Origin of the sequence: Ancylobacter lacus, from assembly GCF_018390635.1 — a bacterium.
Taxonomy (GTDB): Bacteria; Pseudomonadota; Alphaproteobacteria; order Rhizobiales; family Xanthobacteraceae; genus Ancylobacter; species Ancylobacter lacus.
Genome location: NZ_JAHBGE010000038.1, coordinates 20,085 through 41,416 on the forward strand (window position 1 = coordinate 20,085; position 21,332 = coordinate 41,416).

Sequence of the window (21,332 nt, forward strand, 5' to 3'; positions counted from 1 at the left end):
TCGCGATGGTGCGTATCGGCGCGTGGCTCACGGCTTTTCTGGCCGCCCTCCTGACGGCGGGGCTGGCGGCACCGCCGGCCGCCCGCGCCGCCGACGAGACGGTCGATGTCGAGCTGGTGCTGGCGGTCGACGTCTCCTACTCCATGGACCTCGACGAGCTCGCGCTGCAGCGCGAGGGCTACATGCAGGCGGTGGTCTCGCCGGAATTCCTCAACGCGCTGCGGCTCGGCCCCAATGGCCGCGTGGCACTGGCCTATGTCGAATGGGCCGGGGCGGGCGAGCAGAAGCTGGTGGTCGACTGGACCGTGGTGGAAGACCGGGAGAGCGCCCGGCGCTTCGCCGACGCCATCGGCGCGGCGCCGCTGCGCCGGGTCTACCGCACCTCGATCTCCGGGGCGATGACGTTCGGCGCCGCGCTGTTCGAGAATAACGGCCTGCGCGGCCTGCGCCGGGTGATCGACATTTCCGGCGACGGCACCAACAACCAGGGCCCGCTGGTGGAGCCCACCCGCGACGCGGTGACCGCGCGCGGCATCACCATCAACGGTCTGCCGCTGCTGCTGAAGGCGGCCTCGGGCTCGCAGCTCGATATCGAACAGCTCGACGTCTATTACGAGGACTGCGTCATCGGCGGGCCGGGCGCCTTCGTCATTCCCATCCACGCCCGCCACGAATTCGCCGACGCCATCAAGACCAAGCTGGTGCTGGAGGTGGCCGGGGTGAAGCCGCCGCCCGAGACCACCGTCCGCTACGCCGCCGCGACCGCGCCGCGCATTTCCTGCACCATCGGCGAGCGGATGTGGCTGGAGCGCTGGGGCAACTGATCCGGCGCGCGGCGGCCCGGCCGCCCCAACGGCTCACCGCACGAACACGCCCACCAGCTCCACATGGGCGGTGTAGCGGAACTGGTCCACCGGGGTGACCTCGATCAGCCGGTAGCCGCCTTCCACCAGCAGGGCGGCGTCGCGGGCGAAGCTGCCGGGATCGCAGGACACGCCCACCACCACCGGCACCGCGCTGCGGGCGAGCTCCCGGGCCTGCGCCTCGGCGCCCTGCCGCGGCGGATCGAACACCACCGCGTCGAACGCCTTCAGCTCCAGCGGCAGCAGCGGCCGGCGGAACAGGTCGCGGGCCTCGGCCACCACCGGCTTCAGCCCGGCGGCGGAGCGGGTCGCCCGCAGCAGCGCCTCCACCGCCGGCTCGCTGCCTTCCACCGCGGTGACGCGGTGGGTCTCGGCCAGACGCAGCGCGAAAGTCCCCACCCCGCTGAACAGATCCGCCACGTGGCCGCCCTTGCCGGGCCGCCCTTTGCCGAGCCGTTCGGCCAGCGCGGCCTGCACCCGCTCCGCCAGCACGGCCTCGCCGGCCCGGGTGGCCTGCAGGAACGAGCCCGGCGGCAGCGCGACCCGGGCGCGGCCCATCGTCACCACCGGAGGCTCGCGCTGGATGACCAGCTCGCCATGACGGGTGAGGCGGGCGAGCCGATGCCGGCCGGCGAGTTCGCCGAGGCGCGCCATCACCGCCGGCTTCAGCGGCCCGGAGCCGCGCACATCCATATCGAGCCCGGTCTCGGTGGCGGTGACCTGGATGTCGAGCGGCTTCTTCAGCGGCACCAGCGCCTCGGCCACCGCCCAGGCGGCGGCCAGCGCCCCGTCCAGCGCGGGATCGAGGATGGGGCAGGCGTCGATCGGCACCACGGCGTGGCTGCGCCGGCCGGCAAAACCGACCGCCAGCACATCCAGCCCGGCACGGACGCTGCCGCCGCCGGCGCGGGCATGGAAGGTGGCGCGGCGGCGGCCGGCGCCATGGGCGTCGCGCAGTTCGCCCACCGGGGCATCGAGGCCCGCGCGCGCCAGCGCCTCGACCGCCAGCCCCCGCTTCCACGCGGCATAGGGCACGCCGTCCCAGTGCTGCAGCGCGCAGCCGCCGCAGGGCCCGACATGAGGGCAGAACGGCTCCCGCCGCCCCGGGCTCGGCTCGATCACCGCCAGCAGCCGGCCGCGGTCGCCCTCCAGCTCGGCCTCGACCCGCTCGCCGGGCAGCGCCAGCGGCACATAGACCGGGCCGGCCGGCGTCAGCGCGACGCCATCCCCGCGCTGGCCGAGATGGTCGATGGTGAGGGCGGCGCGGGCGGGGGCGGCGGTCATGGGCGATACACTCGATAAAAAATTACGTATTACACAAGTTTTCGACGTGCGTCATTTTGGCAGATAGACAGATAGATTCGAATATATGGCGGGACTCATGTAGTATTCGTTCGCTGCATGCCGCGAATATTGCAAAGCAGCACAGACAAAGCATCCGCACATAATAAGAAGTCAGCCACATAGGGGGAAGACATGTCACTCATCTCGGCCTTGGCCATCAGCATCGGCGTCCTCGGCGGCATCGCCACCTGGGCGTTCCTCGGCCCGCTCGCGGGCGCCCTGCAGATCTGGGCGGCGTTCATCGCCTGGGCCTGCTTCTTTCATTGCGGCGGCAAGGAAGCCGGCCTGAAGGCCACCATTCCCGCCACCATCGCCGGCGCGATCATGGCCGGCCTCACGCTCATCGCGGTCAGCCGCGGCGGGCTCGGCGCCAGCCTCGGCCTGCCGGTCTGGGCGGGCCTCTGCGTCGGCGTCGGCGTGCTGGTGATGATCCTGCTCGCCAATGTGCCGGCGCTCGGGGCCATCCCCGCCATGGTCTATGGCTTCGCCGCCACCGCCGCGCAAGCCCTGATGGCGGCGGATGGCCTCGCCAACCTCACCAGCCCCGGCCTTGCCAACCCGGTCGTCTCCATCGCCGCCTCAATGGTGGTGGGCGCGATCCTTGGCTATGTCTCGGAAAAGGTCGCGGTGGCGCTGCTCGGCACCGGCCCCGCCCGCCGCCCGGCCTGAGGGCGCTCAGGCGCCGGGCGGGTCCTCCCCGGCCGGCGCCGCCACCACGAGACTTTCCTCATTGCCGTCGCCCCCGGCGATCGGCGAGGCGAGACGGGTGAGCACCCGCCACCCCAGCCGCTCCAGCGTGGCGACCACGCCGGCCACGGCGTCGGCGCGGGCCGCCGGATCGCGGACGATGCCGCCCTTCGACAGCTTGTCGCGCCCGACCTCGAACTGCGGCTTCACCAGCGCCACCAGATGCGCCGCCGGCCCGGCATGGCGCAGCGCGGCGGGCAGCACCTGGGCCAGACCGATGAAGCTGACATCGATGGTGACGAGGTCCACCGGCGCCGCGATCACGCCGTCGGCCAAAGTGCGGATGTCGGTCGCTTCCAGCGAGACGACCTCGGGCCGCTCCCGCAGACGCGGGTGGAGCTGGTCGCGCCCCACATCGACCGCGTAGACCCGCCGCGCCCCGCGCGCCAGCAGCACCTCGGTGAAGCCCCCCGTCGAGGCGCCGACGTCGAGCGCCGTCAGCCCCGCCACCGACAGGCCGGCGGCGTCCAGCGCCGCCTCCAGCTTCAGCCCGCCGCGCGACACCCATTCATAGGCCTCGCGCGCCTCGATCGCCGCATCGGCATCGATCATCTCGGAGGGCTTGGCGACCCGGCGGCCGGCGGCGACCACGAGGCCCGCGGCAATGGCGGCCTGGGCGCGGGCTCGGCTGTCGAACAGGCCCCGCGCCACCAGCAGACGATCCGCCCGCTGTCGCCCGGAAGACGCGCCGGAAAAGGAATCGGATTGGCTCACGATCGATCAATTACCCGTTCATACGCCCTGGTCTACTCATGGAGCCGAAAGCCGCCCATGCCGTTCAGCCGAGCCGGACCCGCGCTCCGGCAGCCGCCAGGAAACAGATGCCGCTCCTCCGCCTGCCTGTCCACCCGGCGCTTCGCGCCCTCGCCGCCGTCGCTGCCCTGCTGGCCGGCTTCTGCCAGCCGACAGGGCCGTTTGGCGGGGCGGACCTGCACGCCGCGCAGGCGGCCGACACCCAGAGCGCCGCCGGCACGTCCACGGCGAAGAGCGGGGGCAAGGCGGCGAAGAACAAGGCCAAGGCCGCCGCCAAGGTGCCGGCCAAACCGGCCGGGGTCTGGACCTTCAGCCGCGATGACGAGGCCGTGGTCCTGCAGTTCCGCATGCCCGGCGCGCCCGCCGCCACCCTGGTCGCCACCTGCCGGCCGGGGCCGGGCCTGTTCCAGCTCGTCGCCGAGCTCTCGCCGCCCAAGGCGCAGGTCGGCGACGCGGTGCGGCTGGTGGTGGCGGCAGGCCGCACCAAGGTGGAGTTCGCGGCGAGCGTCTTCCCCTCGGTCGAGGCCGGCCGCCGCGCCGTTGAAGCCCAGGCCCGGCTGGAACCGAAGCTGGTGCAGCTCTTCCAGGAGGGCGAGCAGCTTCACCTCACCGCCCCGGGCGCCAGCGCCACCCTGCCGCTCGGCACCGCGGGCCGCGCGGTCGACAGCTTCACCGATGCCTGCCGGACGACGAGAGCCCTGCCCGCCAAGAGCTGAGTGACGGGCCCGCGCCGTCACGCGACACAGCGGCGGCGAGGCTCCCAACCCGCCGCGCAGATGCGCGGCGACGTCGTTTCTTCAGCCGCGCAGCAGCGCGGCGAGGGGGGCAGCAGCGACGCCCACGGCATCCTGCTCCCGCCCGAGCGAGGCAAGCACGCTGGCGACGATGCCGTTGCTGTCGAGCCCGGCGCGCGCCATCTGCGCCGCCGGCGAATCATGGTCGATGAAGGTGTCCGGCAGTTGCAGCGTGCGCACCTTCAGCCCGCGGTCCAGCGCGCCGGATTGCGCCAGCAGCGTCAGCACATGGCTGCCGAAGCCGCCGACCGCGCCCTCCTCCACCGTCACGAAGACCTCGTGGTTGCGGGCGAGATCGAGGATGAGCCGGCGGTCGAGCGGCTTGGCGAAGCGGGCGTCGGCCACCGTGGTGGACAGGCCGAAGCCGGCGAGCTGGTCGGCCGCGGCGAGGCAGGCCGACAGCCGCGTGCCGAGCGAGAGCAACGCCACCGTGCTGCCCTCGCGCAGCACCCGGCCGCGCCCGATCTCCAGCGGCACGCCCTCGGCCGGGCGTTCAATCCCGACGCCCTCGCCGCGGGGATAGCGGAAGGCGATCGGCCCGGCATCATAGGCGGCGGCGGTCGCCACCATGTGCACCAGCTCCGCCTCGTCGGCAGCGGCCATCACCACCATGTCCGGCAGGCAGGCCAGCATCGGCACGTCGAAGGCGCCGACATGGGTCGCGCCGTCCGCCCCGACCAGGCCGGCACGGTCGATGGCGAAGCGCACCGGCAGCTTCTGGATGACCACGTCGTGGACGATCTGGTCATAGGCCCGCTGCAGGAAGGTCGAGTAGATCGCGCAGAACGGCTTGTAGCCTTCGGTCGCGAGGCCGGCGGCGAAGGTCACCGCGTGCTGCTCGGCAATGCCGACGTCGAAGGCCCGCTCGGGAAACTGCTCGGCGAAAAGATCGAGACCGGTGCCGGCCGGCATGGCGGCGTTGATGGCGACGATCTTTGGGTCGCGCCGGGCCGCGTCGATCAGGCTGTCGGCGAAGACGCGGGTATAGGTCGGGGCGTTGGACGCCACCTTCTTCTGCGCCCCGGTGGCGACGTCGAAGCGCTGGACGCCGTGATACTTGTCGGCCGAGGCCTCGGCGGGCGGATAGCCCTTTCCCTTCTGGGTGACGACATGCACCAGCACCGGGCCGTTCTCGGCGTCCCGGATGTTGCGCAGCACCGGCAGCAGATGGTCGAGATTGTGCCCGTCGATCGGGCCGACATAGTAGAAGCCCAGTTCCTCGAACAGCGTGCCGCCGGAGAGGAAACCGCGGGCATATTCCTCCGCCCGCGCCGCCTGGCGGCCGAGGAACTTCGGCAGGTTGCCGGCGAGCTGCTTGGCGGTCTCGCGCAGCGAACGGTAGGTGCGGCCGGAGATGAGGCGGGCGAGATAGGCCGACATCGCCCCCACCGGCGGGGCGATCGACATGTCGTTGTCGTTCAGGATGACGATCAGCCGGCTGTCCATGGCCCCGGCATTGTTCATGGCCTCATAGGCCATGCCCGCCGACATCGCGCCGTCGCCGATGACGCAGACGACGTTGCGCCGGGTGTCCTGCAGCTCGCTCGCCACCGCCATGCCGAGGCCGGCGGAGATCGAGGTGGAGGAATGCCCGGCGCCGAACGGGTCGTACACGCTCTCGGCGCGGTTGGTGAAGCCGGAGAGGCCGCCGCCCTGGCGCAGGGTGCGGATGCGCTCGCGCCGCCCGGTGAGGATCTTGTGGGGGTAGCACTGGTGCCCGACATCCCAGATGAGGCGGTCGTCCGGGGTATTGAAGATGTAGTGCAGCGCCACCGTCAGCTCGACCACGCCGAGACCGGCACCGAGATGGCCGCCGGTCACCGAAACGGCGTCGATCGTCTCGGCGCGAAGCTCCGCCGCAAGCTGGGCAAGCTGATCCTCTGGGAAACGGCGAAGGTCCGCGGGTTCGCTCACCAGGTCGAGAAGCGGCGTCGACGGTCGGGTCAAGGACATCTCCGATACGCGGGCCGCGCGAGCGGGTGCGGACAAGGCTGGGGTGACCTGCCCCGCAGCGCGCGAAGGCCGTCGTCCGGCATACACAATGCCGCCGCGCGGTGCAACGCGCGCCCGTGTGCCGACCTTGCCGCGGCCACCTCGTACACGCACGATCACCGCAACGTGCACAGGCGGCCGGCGGGCGGCATCGCGTCTCGGGTGGGGATGGCGGGTCTGGCCATTGGCCAAGACCGCGCACATCCGATAGAACCCGCGCATGAGTTTCGGTGTCGTGACGAGGCGGCCGGCGGAGACCCAGGCGGCGGGGCGGACCTGTCCGCGCCGGCTCGTGCTGTTCCTGCCCGGCCACGATGCGACCGAGATGGACTATCATCACGGCCGCTTCGCCTATCAGGCGGGGCTCTGCGCGCGGCTGTGGTCCTTCACCGTGGAGACCTCGCCGCGCCTCGACGCGCCGGGCGATCTCGCCGGCCGCTGGCGCGTGCGCAGCCAGGGGCCGGGCTGGCAGCAGGAAACCGACTACGAAATCCTGCACTGGGACGAGATCGTCATGGCGCTGGACCGCCGGTCCGACGCGGTCCGGCTCTGGCGCGGCTTCGCGGCGCTGTGGAACTTCCTCCTCACCGGCACGGCGTGGCGCTATCTGCGCGCCTGCGTGCGCTACGGCCTTTTCTTCTTCTTTCCCTTCGCGGTCGTCGCTCTGTTCATGCTGGCCGGGCTGGCGGCGGGGGGGGCGGTGGCGTTCGGGCTCGGCTGGCTGCTGGCGGCGGAACTGCCGGGCAGCCTGCCGGGCTGGGTGCCCGCCCTGCTCGGCACCGGCATCGGCCTTGCCACCTTCTTCGCCCTGTTCCACGGCACCGGGCGGCGCTGGCGGGTGCACCATGCGCTCGACGACTGGGACCTCGCCCGCGCCTATATGCGCGACCAGACCCCGGCGCTCTCGGCCCGGCTCGACGCCTTCGCCGTCCACCTCGCCGAACGGGTGCGCTCGGGCGGCTATGACGAGGTGCTGCTGGTCGGCCACAGCCTCGGCGCCACGCTGGCGGTGGGGGTGCTCGACCGGGCGCTCTCCGCCGACCCCTTCCTCGCCGAGGGAGCGACGCGGCTGTGCCTGCTCACCTGCGGCGCGACCATCCCGAAATTCGCGCTGCACCCGGAGGGCGGCCGGGTGCGGGCGGAGGCCCGGCGCGCGGCGACGACGCCCGGCCTGTTCTGGGCGGAGTACCAGGCGCGGCACGACGCGATCAATTTCTACAAATTCGACCCGGTGCGGCTGAAACGGGCGCGGCTCGACCAGATCGAGCTGCCGCCCGGCGCGCCGCGGCCGATGCCGGTGCTGCGCACCGCCAACATCAAGACCATGCTGACGGCGGAAAAGCTCCACCGGCTGCGCTGGCAGATGATGCGGCTGCACTACCAGTTCATGCTGGCGAACGAGCGCCCCGCCGCCTACGACTACTTCGCCTTCGTGATCGGCCCGGTGCCGTTTCCCGCCATGGTCCTCAGCCGCAACGGCCCGGCCGATCATTTCAGCCCCGACGGCTCGCTGAAGAGCCAGGTCGCATCCACGGACGCCGCATGAGCATTCTCGCCGCCGCCAAGATCATCTGGGGCCTCGGCCTCGTCGGGTGGTACGCCATCCGCTTTCCCTTCGAGCGGCGGGTGAAGCGCGAACGGGTGGTGGATGCCCGCTCCCGGCTGCGGGAGCGGGTGCTGCTCACCTGCTCGACGCTCGGCCTCGGCGTCGTGCCCGGCATCTGGGTGGCGACCGGCTGGCCGCGCTTTGCCAACTACCCCTTCACCTTGGTTCAGCTCGTGCTGGGCACCGCCGTGTTCCTCGCCTCGCTCTGGCTGTTCCGCCGCACCCACAAGGACCTCGGCAAGAACTGGTCGGTGACGCTGGAGATCAAGGAGAAGCACCGCCTCATCACCGAGGGGGTGTACCGCCATGTCCGCCACCCCATGTATTCCGCCTTCTTCCTGTGGGCGCTGGCGCAGCTCATCCTGATCCCGAACGCCGTGGCCGGGCCGGCCGGCTTCGTCGGCTTCGGCATCCTGTTCTTCTTCCGGGTCGGGCAGGAGGAGCGGATGATGCTGGACACCTTCGGCGACGAGTACCGCGCCTACATGGCCCGCACCCCGCGCGTGGTGCCCGGCCTGTACTGAGACGGTACCGCGCGGCATGATGCCGGCCTTGGAGGGACCATGCTGGAACTCAGGCCGAACTGCGAATGCTGCGACCGTGACCTGCCGCCCACCACGCGGGAGGCGTTGATCTGCACCTTCGAGTGCACGTTCTGTGCGGACTGCGCCGAGGCGGTATTGGGCGGGATCTGCCCGAACTGCGGCGGCGAACTGGTGCGCCGCCCGGTGCGCCCGCCCGGACCGCTGGCCCGCAACCCCGCCTCGACCGTGCGGGTGTTCAATCCGGCGTGCCGAGAGCGCGCGGGGGCGTGACGAGGTCGGCCCCCGCCAGCCGCGTGCCGGAAAAGCCGCGCGCCGCCACCTGATCGCACAGGCCGGTCCACTGGCACCCCGCGCAGGCCGCGCGGATGGCGCCGGTGGCAAAGGCCGCCCGCAGCCGGGCCACCTCGTCGCGGGAGAGGGGAAACGTCGCGCCGAGGGACAGGGCCCCGCCGGAAAGACCGGCCAGCGCCGCCAGCGCCGCCGCGTCCCGCGCGGCGATGCGCGGCTCGTGGCAGTGGTGGCCGGCCCCGAGCATGGGCGCGCAGATATCGTCCGGCCCCGCCACCAGCACCGCGCCCTCGCCGGCATCCAGCCGGGCGACGATCCGGTCATAGCCGGCGACGAAGGCCGGGCTGTAGCCGCGCCCGACATAGGTGAGGAGGCACAGCAGGTGGTGCGCCCGCAGCCGGACCGTCATGGGCGGGCCTTCATGGCGGGGTTTTCATGGCCAACGCCTCGCAGGCGCCCCTCGTGAATGCAGCCGCCGCTGCGTCGCTCGCCCGGTTCGGCTCATTCGCCGTCCAGCGGCACGGTGCCGGTGGCCTTGCCGTCGGCGCCGTGGGTGATCTTCTCGACCTTCGCCTCGGCGTCCTTCAGCAGGGCGTCGCAGCGCGCCTTCAGCGCCTCGCCGCGGGCATAGAGCGAGATCGATTCCTCGAGCGGGACATTGCCGCTTTCCAGCTTCTGCACGATGGCCTCCAGCTCGGCCAGCGCCCGCTCGAAGCTGAGCCCGCTCACATCAGTCGTGTCGGCCATGGCATCCTCCCTCGCATCGACTCGGCGCCTTATACAGGATCGGCGCGCCGGGGTCGGCCCCGGCCGCGCACATGCCGGGCGCGGAGGAAAGGCCGGCTCAGCCGCGCATCAGCGCCGTCACATGGGCCGAGGCCGAGCGCGCCAGCCCTTCGAGGTCGTAGCCGCCCTCCAGCACCGAGACCAGCCGCCCGCCGCAATGCCGGTCGGCAACGTCCATCAGCTTCTTGGTGACCCAGGCGAAATCGTCCTCCAGCAGGTTGAGGCTCGCCAGCGGGTCGCGGGTGTGGGCGTCGAAACCGGCGGAGATGATGAGCAGCTCCGGCCCGAACGCCTCCAGCCGCGGCAGGATGCGGCTCTGGAAGGCTTCCTTGAAGTTCTCGCCGCCATCGCCCGGCCGCAGCGGGGCGTTGACGATGTTGTCGGAGGTGCCGCGCTCGCCCACCGCGCCGGTGCCGGGGAACAGCGGCATCTGGTGGGTGGAGGCGTACATCACGCTGGGGTCCGACCAGAAGATCTCCTGCGTTCCGTTGCCGTGATGCACGTCGAAATCGACGATGGCGACGCGGCCGAGGCCGTGCACCTTCTGCGCGTGGCGCGCGGCGACCGCGACATTGTTGAAGAAGCAGAAGCCCATGGGGGTGCGGGTCTCGGCGTGGTGGCCGGGCGGGCGCATGGAGACGAAGGCGTTCGCCACCTTGCCGCCCAGCACCTCGTCCACCGCCAGAACCGCGCCGCCGACGCCGCGCCAGATCGCCTCGCCGGTGCCCGGCGACATGACGGTGTCGCCGTCGATGCGCACCAGCTCGCCGTCCTTCTGCGGCATCGCCTCGTCCAGCGCGTCGATGAGATCGGCCGGGTGCACCCGCAGAATGTCTTCCCGGCTGCCGCGCGGGGCCTGCTCGCGGGCGAGATGGGCGAACTGCTCCTGCTCGAACACGCGGTTCAGCACCCGCACGCGGTCGGGCCTCTCGGGGTGGCCCGGAGGCGTCTGGTGGTTGATGCAGGCGTCGTGCGAAATGAGCAGGGTAGTCATGGCGGCGGGATGATCCTTGGCGTTCCGGGCTCGGCATTGCGCGGGCGGGTGGGGCGCGGCAGGCGCTCCGACAGTGTCGCGGGCTTCTCTTGTTTGGAAGGCTTGCGGTAGACGATATGCCAGCCACGCCCGGCATTCCAGCCGCAACCGGGAGAAATTGAGCCGCGCGCCCCGGTCGTGCCGGCATGCGGCCCCATGCGCCGGCACGGCTTGACCCGCCGCGGCCGGGCGCCTATCGAGCCGCGCTCACGAACGGATGTCGAACGACGATGAACGCGGCGATCGAGGAACGGCAGACCCGGCTGCTGGCGGCGGACGCCGCCGGCATCGCGGAGGCGGCGCGCCTTCTCTCCACCGGCGGCCTCGTCGCGATTCCCACCGAGACGGTGTACGGCCTCGCCTGCGACGCCACCGACCCGCATGCCGTCGCCCGGCTCTATGCCGCGAAGGGCCGGCCTTCCTTCAACCCGCTGATCGCCCATGTGCCGGACCTCGCCGCAGCGCGGCGCATCGGCCGCTTCGACGCCCGAGCCGAGCGGCTTGCCGCCCGGTTCTGGCCCGGACCGCTCACGCTGGTGGTGCCGGCCGTCGAAGGGGCGGTCTGCGACCTCGCCCGCGCCGGCCTGCCGACGCTGGCGATCCGTGTGCCGGCGCATCCCGCCGCCCGCGCGGTGATCGCCGCCAGCGGCCGGCCCATCGCCGCGCCCAGCGCCAATCGCTCCGGCCATGTCTCGCCGACCTCGGCCGCCCATGTGCTGGCCGATCTGCGCGGTCGAATCGACCTCGTGCTCGATGCCGGCCCGTGCCCGGTCGGGATCGAATCGACCATTCTCGACGCCTCCGGGCCTGAGGTGACACTGCTGCGCCCCGGCGGGCTCGCCCGGGAGGCGATCGAGGCCGCGCTCGGCGCCCCGCTCGCCCGACGGGCGCCGCCGGCCGATCAGGACGCGGCGCCCCTCGCCCCCGGCATGCTCGCCTCGCACTATGCCCCCTCGGTGCCGGTTCGGCTGGACGCCCGCGAGGTCGCGCCGGGCGAGGCGCTGCTCACCTTCGCCGGCGCGCGGCCCCCGGGCTCGGCGGAGGCGGTCGCGGTGCTGGACCTCAGTCCCGACGGCGATCTCGTGGAAGCCGCGGCACGGCTCTTCGCCCATCTGCGCGCACTCGACGGGCGCGGGGCGCGCGGCATCGCCGTGGTGCCGCTGCCGCGCCACGGCCTGGGCGAAGGCATTCGCGACCGCCTCGCCCGCGCCGCCGCGCCGCGCTGAGGCGCCTGCCCCGCGCCGCCCGCCACAGGCGCGCCCAGGCGGCGGCCGTGTGCCTCCTTCTCGCCTCCCCCTGCCGCCTCCCGGCCATGGCTGCGTCGCGCCCCCGCCGCAGGCCGCCGTTAACCGCCGGGCAAGGTTAATGGGCGACAACCATTCCGTCCGGCTGGCAGGACCTTGTGTGTGATCGGCGTGCCACGCGGCGGCTTCTGCCGGGCGCGGGAGCGGCGATCCCACACAGGCCCGGCCATCCGGTGCGGGCGAACGCCCCTCCTTCGCAGCACCGACCCCGGCGACATCGGCGGCTCGGGAAAAGACGGGCGCAGACATGGGTGTGACGACGTTCGGCCGGCGGTCTCTGGCGCTCCTGGCCATTCTGGCGCCGGTGATGGCCGGCGCAGGAATCGGGCTGTGGTACCGCACCGCCGACGCGGTGGCCGCCGCGCCCGACTCCGGGAGCGAAGGGGTTCGGCTGCGGCTTCTGCCGGTGAGCGGGCGCGAACTGCGCATGGCGACCTTCGCCTGGCCCTCCTCCGACCTCGCCATTACCCCACCCGGCCGGTTCCGCGTCGATGTCCACCGCGAAGCCAAAGGCGACCGCCTTCCCGTTCCCCACCGCATGATCGCCGGCGACGGCACCGGCCCTGCGGGAGCCGGCAGCGCCAGCGCCACGGCCGGCGCGGGCGCCGGCACCGATCCCGACGATCTCGCCGAGATGCTGCCCTCCGGCGACCCCACAGGCGACCCCACCGAGCTGGAGGACGGCACCACCGCCTATGGCGCCGGCAGCGGCACCGCCCCCGGGGACGGCGCCGGCACCCCGCCCGGCACCGCCGTCGCCCTTGCCGGGCCGGCGCGAACCGAGGCGGCGCTCACCGCCACGCCGGCCGGCGCGGGCGAGACCGCCGATCCCGATTCGTCGCATTTCGACCTCCCGGCGGGCGATCCGGCCGATGACGCCGCCAGCGTCGCGCCGGACGAGCCCGACTCGCCGGAGGTCGCGGCCGGGCGGTCCCTCGACGCCGGGCTGACCCCGCCGGACGCCAATGCGGCGGCGGAAGAGGCGATGGGCGGCGCGGCGGCGATGTCCGGGCTGGCCCGGCCGGCGGACAGCGAGCCGGCCCTCATCTTCGGCGCCAGCCTTGCCAGCCTGCCGCCACAGCCCCTGGCGCCGATGGAATCCGGCAGCAGCTTCGCCAAGATGGCCGAGGGCGAAGCCACCGCCGGCGAGGCGAGCCCGGCTGATCGGCTCGGGCTTTCCGGCAAGCGGCGCGAGCGGGCCGAGACGTGCCTCGCCGAGGCGGTTTATTTCGAGAGCCGCGGCGAACCCGAGCGCGGCCAGATCGCGGTGGCGCAGGTGGTGATGAACCGGGTGTTCTCCGGCTACTACCCCGCCGATGTCTGCCGCACCGTGTACCAGAACGCCCACCGCCACCTGGCCTGCCAGTTCACCTTCGCCTGCGACAACGTGCGGGACGTCGTGACCGAGCCGGAGGCGTGGCAGCAGGCCCGGCGCATCGCGGCCGACATGCTGGACGGCCGGATCTGGGACGAGCAGGTGGGGCGGGCGACCCATTACCACGCCCAGTCCGTTCATCCCCGCTGGGTGCGGGAGATGCGCAAGCTCGATGCCATCGGCGAGCATACCTTCTACCGGCCCCGCCGCTGGGGCTGAGGGCCGCCTTTCCCAAGGACAGCTTCACGGCAGCCACAGGGCCGACACTCGCCCGATGTCCCTGCCGCACGGCCAACCACCGGCGGCGGCATAACGGGACTCTGTGTTATGGTACCTTCGACGGCCTCGGAGAAGGCCGCCATCCATCCCTAGGGGGCTCGCCATGTGTCTGGACTGCAACCCATCCACCCTTTCTCTGTCACGCCGCCACCTGCTGCGCGGCTCCGTCGGCCTGTCGGCCGCGGCCATGGCCGGCATGCTCGGCTGGCCCGGCACCGCCGCCGCCACCACGGCGGCGCCGGCACTGGCGCCGGACGCGGTGGTGAAGGAACTGGTCGCCGGTAATGCCCGCCACGTCGCGGGGGTGCAGACCTGCACCGATTTCCTCGGCAATCGCGCGACGCTGGCCAAGGGCCAGCACCCGATGGCGATCGTGCTGGGCTGTTCGGATTCGCGGGTCTCGCCTGAATATGTGTTCGACCAGGCGCCGGGTGGCCTGTTCGTGGTGCGGGTGGCCGGCAATTTCGTCGACACGGACGGCCTCGCCAGCATGGAATATGCGGTCGGCCACCTCGGCGTGCCGGTGATCGTGGTGCTGGGCCACAGCGCCTGCGGCGCCGTCACCGCCGCCGTCGAGGTGGAGCAGAAGCATGTGAGCCTGCCCGGCCATCTGCCGGCGCTGGCGGAACATCTCGCCCCGCCGGTGCGCACGGCGCTGGCGGGTAACCCGCCCGATCCGGTGGCCGCCGCGATCCGGGCCAATGTGCTCTACACCATGGAGCGGTTGAAAACCGAGGAGTCGGAGGTCGCCGAGGCCATTCACGCCGGCAAGGTGACCGTGGTGGGCGGTGTCTACGACCTCGCCTCCGGCACCGTCACCTTCGTCAAGGCCTGAGGCGTTCGCGCCCGCTCAAAACGCACGACGCCCGGCACACGGCCGGGCGTCGCAGCATCGTCCAATAGATCCGGCCAAGCCATCGGCAGCGCGAGGGCGCCGCGTCGTCAGTTCAGCTTGGACCGCACATCATTGACCGCGGCGGCGAGCACGCGATCGGCGGTCTCACCCACCACATTCGCGGCGAGCAGGGTTTCGGCCGCCTTCACCGCGGCGTCTGCCGCGGCAGCACGGACATCGGCCAGCGCCTGGGCTTCGGCCTGGGCGATCTTCTGCTCGGCCATGCGGGTGCGCCGCACGATGAGGTCTTCCAGCTTGGCCTTGGTTTCGGCGGCGAGACGCTCGGCCTCCGACTTGGCGGTCGAGATGATCGCCTCGGCTTCGGCTTCGGCTTCGCGCTGGCGGCGCTTGTACTCGCTGACCAGCTTCTGCGCCTCCTCCTTGAGGCGGCGGGCCTCGTCGAGGTCGGCGCGGATGCGCTCGCCCCGCGCGTCGAGCGCGCGGGTGATGTTCGAAAACGCGCCAGCCTTGATCAGGATGGCCATGAAGATCACGAACGCGATCGCGACCCAGAGTTCCGCGTTGCCCATCGGCGGCGTCCTCAGTTCTTCACAACGGCGTCGACCGCCGATTCGACCGCCTGCGGCGCCGGGACGGTGCCGATCAGGCCGGACACGATGGCGCCGGCCGCGTCGACCGCGATGCCGCGGACATTGGCCATGGCCGCCGTCTTGGTGGCGGCGATCTTGGCCTCGGCCTCGGTGAGCTTGCCGTGCAGGTCGGCCTCCAGCGCCTTGCGGCTGGCCTCCGACTGGGCGGCGAGCGTATCGCGGGTTTCCGCGGCGATGGAGTGGGCCTTGCCGCGAGCGCTGGCGAGGGCCTGCTCATAGGCCTGAGCCGCCGCCTCGCTTTCCGCCTTCAGGCGACCGGCTTCCTCGATGTCGTCGGCGATGCGATCGTGACGTTCTTCGAGAATGGTGCCAATGCGCGGCAGGGCGATGCGGCTCATCAGCAGATAGAGAGCGCCGAAGGCGATCGCCAGCCAGATGAGCTGCGAAGGAAATGTGTGAGCATCGAAGGGCGGAAATCCCGCGCCGTGAGCTTCGCCTGACGGCACCGAAATCTCCACACCGTTCGCCGCGCCGCCGCTCGGCGGAAGGGGCGACGTGTCATCTTGCGTGCCGACGCCGTGCGCGCCGGGAGCCGACGTTTCCGCCTGCGCGACGACGAACGAAACGGCCGGACCCTCTGTCTGCGGCATGGTTCAGGCTTCCTCGATCGTAGAAGGCGGGGGTCGCCGGCATCCCGGCCTCAGCGGCCGGCCGGCGACACCCCTGCCGGCGTTTCGTCAGACCACGAAGAGCAGGACGAGCGCGACGACGAGCGAGAAGATGCCCAGACCTTCGGCAAGGGCCGCGCCGATGAACGCGCGGGCGAACTGGCCATCGGCCGCCGACGGGTTGCGCAGGGCGCCCGAGAGGAAGTTGCCGAAGATGTTACCGACGCCGATGCCGGCGAGACCCATGCCGAGGCAGGCGAGACCGGCGCCGAGGAACTTGGCGGCTTCCGCTTCCATGATCTTCTCCTATTGAATTCGCAGTAGCTGTGGTGAGGCGAAAAGGGTGGGACCCCGCGACGGCGCCGATCAGTGACCGGGATGCAGCGCGTCGTTGAGATAGATGCAGGTCAGGACGGTGAAGACGTAGGCCTGCAGGAAGGCGACCAGGAATTCGAGCGCGGTCAGCGCCACGACCATGGCGAGGGGCAGCGTCGCGCCGAGAAGGCCGGCGACGCCCGACGCGCTCATCATCACCACGAAGCCGGCGAACACCTTCATCGCGATGTGGCCCGCCAGCATGTTGGCGAACAGACGCAGCGAAAGGCTGATGGGACGCGAGAGGAAGGAGATCAGCTCGATCACCACCATGAAGGGCAGCAGGAAGGCCGGCACCCCCGAGGGAACGAACAGGTGCAGGAAATGCGTGCCGTGGCGGACGAAGCCGTAGACGATCACGGTGCCGATCACCACCAGCGCCAGCGCGGCGGTGACGATGATGTGGCTGGTGACGGTGAAGGTATAGGGAATGAGGCCGACGAAATTGGCGACCAGAACGAAGATGAAGAGCGAGAAGACCAGCGGGAAGAACTTCATCCCCTCATTGCCGGCGGTCTGCCGCACGGTCGAGGCGACGAATTCGTAGCTCATCTCCGCCAGCGACTGCAGCCGGCCCGGCACCAGGGTGCGCCCCCGGGTGGCATAGGTGAGGAAGAAAAACACCAGCGCCACGATGCCGACCATGTAGGCCGCGGAATTGGTGAAAGCGAGCTGCACGCCACCCGGCGCCCCCAGATCCACGATCTTCAAGATCTGGAACTGATGGATCGGATCGATCTCGCTGCTGGCCATTGCCGGTCGCTGCCCTCAATCGCGGCGCTGCCTGTACAGCGCCGGCCCCCGTAACCCCGCCGCCCGGGCCGGAACCTTGCGGCCCGGACCTTCGTTCGGCTGCTCATCCCACCACCCGCCGGGCGATGCCTTCGTGCCGCCCGGAGGCGGAAATCCTACCTGCCGCCCTTTGGCGGCGTGCGGCCCGTCTCGCCGGCCGCCCGCAGCATGTTCGCCACCGCGGCACCGAAGCCGAACAGCAGGAACACGATCATTCCCCAGGGCGAGGTACCGAACAGCCGGTCGATGCCCCAGCCGATGCCGGCACCCACCAGAACGCCCGCCACGAACTCGCTTCCCAGCCGGAACGCCAGCGTCATACCCGCGGAGGTAGACGTCCGATCCGGCTCGGCCGGCTTCGCTTCCGCGCGCTTCTCGGCCCGCACCCGATCAAGGGCACCGCCGAGGCCGCGAAGGCGCCCCTGAAGCTCGGCATCGCTCTCTTCCGGCCGCCGCTCGCCGCCCTGGCCGTCCGTCTTGTTCCGGTCGTCCATCTCGTGCGCTCGGCTCCTGCCGGAGAAGGTAGCCCCACCCCCGAAAACCGCCGGCACCATAGTGATCGCCCGGAGAGGTGTCAAGGACGCGATCACATCTTTCAAGTGCTTGTTCGAATTACGTAATTCCGACGACAGGACGCTCTGTCGCAGGCGTTTTTCACCGCCCGCGCACCAAGGGAAGCCCTGCGTGACTTATTTGGCATACCAGAGCGCCTTCGGCGATGCGGCAAAGCTGCTGCCGCTCGTCGCACCCTGCGGCAGCTCGGACGGTCAGACCGCCTCGCGGAGCGCCTCCGCCGTGGTCAGATCGACCGACACCAGCTTGGACACCCCGCGCTCGGCCATGGTGACGCCGAACAGCCGATTCATCCGGCTCATGGTGATGGGGTTGTGGGTGATGGTGAGGAAGCGCGTCCGGGTCAGGCCGCGCATCTCGTCCAGCAGGTTGCAGAACCGCTCGACATTGGCGTCGTCGAGCGGGGCGTCGACCTCGTCGAGCACGCAGATCGGCGCGGGATTGGTGAGGAACACCGCGAAGATCAGCGCCATGGCGGTGAGCGCCTGCTCGCCGCCGGAGAGCAGCGAGAGCGACTGCGGCTTCTTGCCCGGCGGCTTGGCGATGATGTCGAGCCCGGCCTCCAGCGGATCGTCCGAATCGGTGAGCGCGAGCTGGGCCTCGCCGCCACCGAACAGCGTACCGAAGAGCTGGCGGAAATGGCCGTCCACGACGGTGAAGGACGCCTGAAGCCGCTCGCGCGCCTCCCGGTTCAGCGCCGCGATTCCCTGCCGCAGCCGCTTGATCGCCTCGGTGAGGTCGTCGCGCTCGGCCACGAGGCCCTGGAGCTGCCCCTCCACCTCGGCCAGTTCCTCCTCGGCGCGCAGGTTGACGGCGCCGAGCCGCTCGCGCTCGCGCTTCAGCCGGTCCAGCTCGGCTTCGAGGCCGGCCGATTCGGGCAGCGCGGCGGCGGGATCGAGGCCGGCGATCTCGCGGGCGCCCTCCGGCGCCACGTCAAGCACATCGGCGATCTCGCGCATCAGATCGCCCCGGCGCTGGCGGCCGGCCTCCAGCCGCGCTTCGGCACGGACGGCGGCCTCACGGGCGCCCGCCAGCCCGTCCAGCGCGGCGCGGGCCAGCCGGTCGGCGTCGAGCTGCAGCGCCTCGGCCTCGGCCAGGCGGTCGGCGGCGGCGGCGCCCGCGGCTTCCGCCGCCGCGGTCTCGTTCAGCAGCGCCCGCCGGCGGGCGGCGAAATGAGCGGGGGCGTCGTCGAGTTCGGCACGCTCGATGGCGGCTTCCTCGCGGCGCGCCTCCAGCGCGGCGAGCCGCTCGCCGGTGCCGCCCGCGCGGGCTTGCCACGAGCCGCGCTCGCCGGCGATGGCGGACAGGCGGCGCTGACGCTGCTCGCGCTCCCGGGCGAGGCCTTCGGCGCGGGAGCGCGCCTCGGTGACGGCGGCCCGGGCCTCGGCGAGGCGGGCCTGCATGCCGGCGATCTCGGCGGCACTGTCGGTGGCCGGCGGCAGCTCCGCCAGCGCGTCCTGTGCCTCGGCCTGGGCGATGGCGGCGGCCTCACGGTCGGCCTCCAGCCGCTCGCGGCCGGCCTCCAGCGCCGCCAGCCGGGCCGCACGCTCGGCCCCGGCGCGCTCGGCGCGGGCGAGCTCGTCACGCGCGGCGTCCAGAGCGCGGGCGGAGGAACGGCGGGCCTCGCGGGCGGCGTTCTCGCGGCTGCCGGCGCTGCGCAGCGCGACCTCCGCCGCCTCCAGCGCCCGGCGCTGGGTGGCCACCTCGGCGCGGGCGCCGTCGAGCCGGGCCTCGATATCGGCGAGCCGGTTGCGCTCGGCGAGGCGGCGGGCGGCGGCGGTGGGCGCCTCCGCGGCGGCATCGAAGCCGTCCCACCGCCAGACGTCACCTTCCACCGAAACCAGACGCTGTCCCGGCCTGAGGCCAGCGGCGAGACGAAGGCCCTGGTCGCGCGGCACCACGCCGATCTGCGAGAGCCGGCGGGCCAGCGCGGGCGGCGCCTCCACATGGCGCGACAGCGGCTCGGCGCCCGGCGGCAGCGCCGCATCCTGCGCCTCCCCCGGCCGCTCCAGCCAGTGCACCGGGGCGGCGGCATCGGCCGGCGCGTCGAGGTCGTCGCCGAGGGCGGCGCCGAGCGCGGTCTCGTAGCCGCGCGCGACGCGAATCGAATCGAGCACCGGCCGCCACTGCCGGCCATGGCCGGGGTCGAGCAGCTTGGCGAGGGTGCGCGCCTCGGTGTCGAGCCGCTGCAGCGTCTTCTCCGCCTCGGCGAGCGGGCGGCGGGCCTGGTCCAGCCCGGCGCGGGCGGCGGCGTGGGCGGCCTCCGCCTCCTGGGCGGCGATCTCCGCCTCGGCCAGCGCGTCCTGCGCCTCCTCGGCGGCGACGCGGCGGGCGTCGAGGTCGTCGGCGGCACCGTGCGTGGCGATCTGCCGGGCCTGCGCTTCCAGCCCGGTGATGTCGCGCTCCAGCCGCACCAGACGCTCGCCTTCCTCGCGAAGGCGGCGTTCCAGCGCGCCGCGGCGGGCGTGGCGCTCGGCACTGGCGGCGGTGGCTTCGGCGAAGCTGCGCTCGGCCGCCACGAGCGCGGCCTCGGCCTCCTCCCGCCGGATCGCCGCGTCCTCTTCCAGGTCGGCGGCCTCGGCCTGCGCCATGGCCATCTCCTCGGCCTCGGCGGCAAGGCGTTCCAGCATGGCGCCGGCGTCGGCGGCGAGGGCGCGCTCGCGCTCCATGTCGCCGAGGAGCTGCGACAGCCGGCGGTCGAGCTCCTCGCGGCGCGCATCGGCGCGGGCTTCGTCGCGGTCGAGCTCGCCGCGGGCCAGGGTCAGCCGCTGCAGCGCGGCGGCGGCCGCGGCGGCGGCCTCGCGGAGGGCAGGTAATTCATGGGCGGCCACCGCCGCGCGGGTGGTGGCCTCGGCCTGGGCGCGGGTACGCTCGGCCACCTCCCGAACGGCGAGGTCCAGCGTGCGCTCGGCCTCGGCGAGGCCGCCCACCGCCTCCTGCCAGCGCAGCCACAGCAGCGTCGCCTCGGCCCTGCGGATGTCGCCGGAGAGGGTGCGGTAGCGCACCGCCTGCCGCGACTGCCGGCGAAGCCCCTCAGTCTGGTTGGCGATCTGGCCGATGACGTCTTCCAGCCGGGCGAGATTGGCCTCGGCGGCGCGCAGCCGCATCTCCGCCTCGTGGCGGCGCGCGTGCAACCCGGCAACGCCCGCCGCTTCTTCCAGAATGCGCCGCCGCGCCGACGGCCGGGCCCCGATCAGTTCCCCGATCTGGCCCTGCCGCACCATCGCCGGCGAGCGCGAGCCGGAGGAGGCGTCGGCGAACAGGATCTGCACGTCGCGGGCACGAACCTCGCGGCCATTGATGCGGTAGGACGAGCCGGCCTCCCGCTCGATGCGGCGGGAAATCTCCAGCGTATCGGCGTCGTTGAAGATGGCGGGAGCGGTGCGCTCGGTATTGTCGACGGTGAGCACCACCTCGGCGGTGTTGCGCGCCGGGCGGTTGGTGGTGCCGCCGAAGATGACGTCGTCCATCCCCTCGGCGCGCATCGCCTTGTAGGAGTTCTCGCCCATCACCCAGCGCATGGCCTCGACGAGATTCGACTTGCCGCAGCCATTCGGCCCCACCACGCCGGTGAGGCCGGGCTCGATGAGCATGTCGGTCGGCTCCACGAAGGTCTTGAAGCCGGTAAGACGAAGCCGGGTGAATTTCATGGCCCGAAAGTGCCGGCCTCGACCCACAAGTTCAAGTAGCACCGGGGATACGATCCACGACATGTTGACGTCGCACCTGCGCCGCCTCGCCTGTCACGGGCGACGATGGTAACGGCCCG

General features: G+C 72.1%; 21 protein-coding genes. 9 read left to right on the top strand and 12 right to left on the bottom strand.

Going from position 1 to position 21,332, the window contains the following annotated elements:
• The first annotated feature begins 5 nt into the window (after positions 1-5).
• Entirely contained in the window at positions 6-824 is an 819-nt protein-coding gene (locus KHC27_RS07195) for a DUF1194 domain-containing protein (protein WP_213336925.1), read from the top strand.
• 33 nt (positions 825-857) lie between these two features.
• On the opposite strand, the gene KHC27_RS07200 is transcribed toward KHC27_RS07195, so the two are convergent.
• Complete coding sequence (locus KHC27_RS07200; protein ID WP_213336927.1) at positions 858-2,147, bottom strand: class I SAM-dependent RNA methyltransferase; 1,290 nt, start codon at positions 2,145-2,147, stop codon at positions 858-860.
• Positions 2,148-2,339: 192 nt separating this feature from the next.
• Between KHC27_RS07200 and KHC27_RS07205 the strand changes: the two genes are divergently transcribed.
• Entirely contained in the window at positions 2,340-2,876 is a 537-nt protein-coding gene (locus tag KHC27_RS07205; RefSeq protein ID WP_213336929.1) for a DUF1097 domain-containing protein, read from the top strand.
• A 6-nt stretch (positions 2,877-2,882) separates the two neighbouring features.
• Here KHC27_RS07205 and KHC27_RS07210 read toward each other — a convergent pair whose 3' ends face one another.
• Positions 2,883-3,668, bottom strand: coding sequence for a TlyA family RNA methyltransferase (locus tag KHC27_RS07210; protein WP_213336931.1), 786 nt, complete (start codon positions 3,666-3,668; stop codon positions 2,883-2,885).
• A 107-nt stretch (positions 3,669-3,775) separates the two neighbouring features.
• Between KHC27_RS07210 and KHC27_RS07215 the strand changes: the two genes are divergently transcribed.
• On the top strand, positions 3,776-4,423 hold the full coding sequence (locus KHC27_RS07215) for a hypothetical protein (protein ID WP_213336933.1): 648 nt from the start codon (positions 3,776-3,778) through the stop codon (positions 4,421-4,423).
• Positions 4,424-4,504: 81 nt separating this feature from the next.
• On the opposite strand, the gene dxs is transcribed toward KHC27_RS07215, so the two are convergent.
• Positions 4,505-6,454 (bottom strand): 1-deoxy-D-xylulose-5-phosphate synthase, encoded by a 1,950-nt coding sequence (gene dxs, locus KHC27_RS07220; protein ID WP_213336935.1) that lies wholly within the window; start codon positions 6,452-6,454, stop codon positions 4,505-4,507.
• Between the two features lie 259 nt (positions 6,455-6,713).
• Here dxs and KHC27_RS07225 point away from each other — a divergent pair, with 259 nt between their 5' ends.
• The 3 genes from KHC27_RS07225 to KHC27_RS07235 are packed head-to-tail and all read left to right on the top strand — an operon-like array spanning position 6,714 to position 8,914.
• On the top strand, positions 6,714-8,039 hold the full coding sequence (locus KHC27_RS07225; protein WP_213336938.1) for a hypothetical protein: 1,326 nt from the start codon (positions 6,714-6,716) through the stop codon (positions 8,037-8,039).
• Positions 8,036-8,623 carry a protein-S-isoprenylcysteine O-methyltransferase gene (locus KHC27_RS07230; protein WP_213336940.1) on the top strand — a complete coding sequence of 196 codons (588 nt, stop codon included), beginning with the start codon at positions 8,036-8,038 and terminating at the stop codon, positions 8,621-8,623. Before KHC27_RS07225 ends, KHC27_RS07230 begins: the two co-directional genes overlap by 4 nt.
• Positions 8,624-8,662: 39 nt before the next feature.
• Complete coding sequence (locus KHC27_RS07235; RefSeq protein ID WP_213336942.1) at positions 8,663-8,914, top strand: DUF1272 domain-containing protein; 252 nt, start codon at positions 8,663-8,665, stop codon at positions 8,912-8,914.
• Here the strand turns inward: KHC27_RS07235 and KHC27_RS07240 are convergent.
• The 3 genes from KHC27_RS07240 to KHC27_RS07250 form a co-directional block, all read right to left on the bottom strand.
• Entirely contained in the window at positions 8,880-9,341 is a 462-nt protein-coding gene (locus tag KHC27_RS07240; protein WP_213336944.1) for a DUF1284 domain-containing protein, read from the bottom strand. The two genes, KHC27_RS07235 and KHC27_RS07240, sit on opposite strands and share 35 nt — an antisense overlap.
• A 92-nt stretch (positions 9,342-9,433) precedes the next feature.
• On the bottom strand, positions 9,434-9,679 hold the full coding sequence (locus tag KHC27_RS07245) for an exodeoxyribonuclease VII small subunit (protein WP_213336946.1): 246 nt from the start codon (positions 9,677-9,679) through the stop codon (positions 9,434-9,436).
• A 97-nt stretch (positions 9,680-9,776) separates the two neighbouring features.
• Complete coding sequence (locus KHC27_RS07250) at positions 9,777-10,712, bottom strand: histone deacetylase family protein (RefSeq protein ID WP_213336949.1); 936 nt, start codon at positions 10,710-10,712, stop codon at positions 9,777-9,779.
• Positions 10,713-10,981: 269 nt separating this feature from the next.
• On the opposite strand from KHC27_RS07250, the gene KHC27_RS07255 reads away from it, so the two are divergent.
• The 3 genes from KHC27_RS07255 to KHC27_RS07265 all read left to right on the top strand — a co-directional run bounded on the left by KHC27_RS07255 (position 10,982) and on the right by KHC27_RS07265 (position 14,544).
• Entirely contained in the window at positions 10,982-11,977 is a 996-nt protein-coding gene (locus tag KHC27_RS07255) for an L-threonylcarbamoyladenylate synthase (protein WP_213336952.1), read from the top strand.
• Positions 11,978-12,302: 325 nt separating this feature from the next.
• Positions 12,303-13,649 (top strand): cell wall hydrolase, encoded by a 1,347-nt coding sequence (locus tag KHC27_RS07260; protein WP_246519725.1) that lies wholly within the window; start codon positions 12,303-12,305, stop codon positions 13,647-13,649.
• 163 nt (positions 13,650-13,812) lie between these two features.
• Complete coding sequence (locus KHC27_RS07265) at positions 13,813-14,544, top strand: carbonic anhydrase (RefSeq protein ID WP_246519726.1); 732 nt, start codon at positions 13,813-13,815, stop codon at positions 14,542-14,544.
• A 107-nt stretch (positions 14,545-14,651) separates the two neighbouring features.
• Here KHC27_RS07265 and KHC27_RS07270 read toward each other — a convergent pair whose 3' ends face one another.
• From KHC27_RS07270 to smc, 6 genes are all read right to left on the bottom strand, one after another.
• A complete protein-coding gene (locus tag KHC27_RS07270) occupies positions 14,652-15,134 on the bottom strand; it encodes a F0F1 ATP synthase subunit B family protein (protein WP_213336955.1) in 483 nt (160 codons plus the stop codon).
• Positions 15,135-15,145: 11 nt separating this feature from the next.
• Positions 15,146-15,661 (bottom strand): F0F1 ATP synthase subunit B, encoded by a 516-nt coding sequence (locus tag KHC27_RS07275; RefSeq protein ID WP_343210856.1) that lies wholly within the window; start codon positions 15,659-15,661, stop codon positions 15,146-15,148.
• 231 nt (positions 15,662-15,892) lie between these two features.
• Positions 15,893-16,120, bottom strand: coding sequence for a F0F1 ATP synthase subunit C (locus tag KHC27_RS07280; protein WP_029350478.1), 228 nt, complete (start codon positions 16,118-16,120; stop codon positions 15,893-15,895).
• Positions 16,121-16,189: 69 nt separating this feature from the next.
• A complete protein-coding gene (locus KHC27_RS07285; RefSeq protein ID WP_213336959.1) occupies positions 16,190-16,951 on the bottom strand; it encodes a F0F1 ATP synthase subunit A in 762 nt (253 codons plus the stop codon).
• A 155-nt stretch (positions 16,952-17,106) separates the two neighbouring features.
• Positions 17,107-17,484, bottom strand: a complete 378-nt coding sequence (locus KHC27_RS07290) for an AtpZ/AtpI family protein (RefSeq protein ID WP_213336961.1) — start codon at positions 17,482-17,484, stop codon at positions 17,107-17,109.
• Between the two features lie 273 nt (positions 17,485-17,757).
• Positions 17,758-21,213 (bottom strand): chromosome segregation protein SMC, encoded by a 3,456-nt coding sequence (gene smc, locus KHC27_RS07295; RefSeq protein WP_213336963.1) that lies wholly within the window; start codon positions 21,211-21,213, stop codon positions 17,758-17,760.
• Positions 21,214-21,332: the final 119 nt, after the last annotated feature.

Bases quoted from the DNA above. Each gene is read 5' to 3' on its own strand.
- KHC27_RS07195 (WP_213336925.1), top strand. From the start codon at position 6: ATGGTGCGTATCGGCGCGTGGCTCACGGCTTTTCTGGCCGCCCTCCTG.
- KHC27_RS07200 (WP_213336927.1), bottom strand. From the start codon at position 2,147: ATGACCGCCGCCCCCGCCCGCGCCGCCCTCACCATCGACCATCTCGGC.
- KHC27_RS07205 (WP_213336929.1), top strand. From the start codon at position 2,340: ATGTCACTCATCTCGGCCTTGGCCATCAGCATCGGCGTCCTCGGCGGC.
- KHC27_RS07215 (WP_213336933.1), top strand. From the start codon at position 3,776: ATGCCGCTCCTCCGCCTGCCTGTCCACCCGGCGCTTCGCGCCCTCGCC.
- dxs (WP_213336935.1), bottom strand. From the start codon at position 6,454: ATGTCCTTGACCCGACCGTCGACGCCGCTTCTCGACCTGGTGAGCGAA.
- KHC27_RS07225 (WP_213336938.1), top strand. From the start codon at position 6,714: ATGAGTTTCGGTGTCGTGACGAGGCGGCCGGCGGAGACCCAGGCGGCG.
- KHC27_RS07230 (WP_213336940.1), top strand. From the start codon at position 8,036: ATGAGCATTCTCGCCGCCGCCAAGATCATCTGGGGCCTCGGCCTCGTC.
- KHC27_RS07235 (WP_213336942.1), top strand. From the start codon at position 8,663: ATGCTGGAACTCAGGCCGAACTGCGAATGCTGCGACCGTGACCTGCCG.
- KHC27_RS07240 (WP_213336944.1), bottom strand. From the start codon at position 9,341: ATGACGGTCCGGCTGCGGGCGCACCACCTGCTGTGCCTCCTCACCTAT.
- KHC27_RS07245 (WP_213336946.1), bottom strand. From the start codon at position 9,679: ATGGCCGACACGACTGATGTGAGCGGGCTCAGCTTCGAGCGGGCGCTG.
- KHC27_RS07250 (WP_213336949.1), bottom strand. From the start codon at position 10,712: ATGACTACCCTGCTCATTTCGCACGACGCCTGCATCAACCACCAGACG.
- KHC27_RS07255 (WP_213336952.1), top strand. From the start codon at position 10,982: ATGAACGCGGCGATCGAGGAACGGCAGACCCGGCTGCTGGCGGCGGAC.
- KHC27_RS07260 (WP_246519725.1), top strand. From the start codon at position 12,303: ATGGGTGTGACGACGTTCGGCCGGCGGTCTCTGGCGCTCCTGGCCATT.
- KHC27_RS07265 (WP_246519726.1), top strand. From the start codon at position 13,813: ATGTGTCTGGACTGCAACCCATCCACCCTTTCTCTGTCACGCCGCCAC.
- KHC27_RS07270 (WP_213336955.1), bottom strand. From the start codon at position 15,134: ATGGGCAACGCGGAACTCTGGGTCGCGATCGCGTTCGTGATCTTCATG.
- KHC27_RS07280 (WP_029350478.1), bottom strand. From the start codon at position 16,120: ATGGAAGCGGAAGCCGCCAAGTTCCTCGGCGCCGGTCTCGCCTGCCTC.
- KHC27_RS07285 (WP_213336959.1), bottom strand. From the start codon at position 16,951: ATGGCCAGCAGCGAGATCGATCCGATCCATCAGTTCCAGATCTTGAAG.
- KHC27_RS07290 (WP_213336961.1), bottom strand. From the start codon at position 17,484: ATGGACGACCGGAACAAGACGGACGGCCAGGGCGGCGAGCGGCGGCCG.
- smc (WP_213336963.1), bottom strand. From the start codon at position 21,213: ATGAAATTCACCCGGCTTCGTCTTACCGGCTTCAAGACCTTCGTGGAG.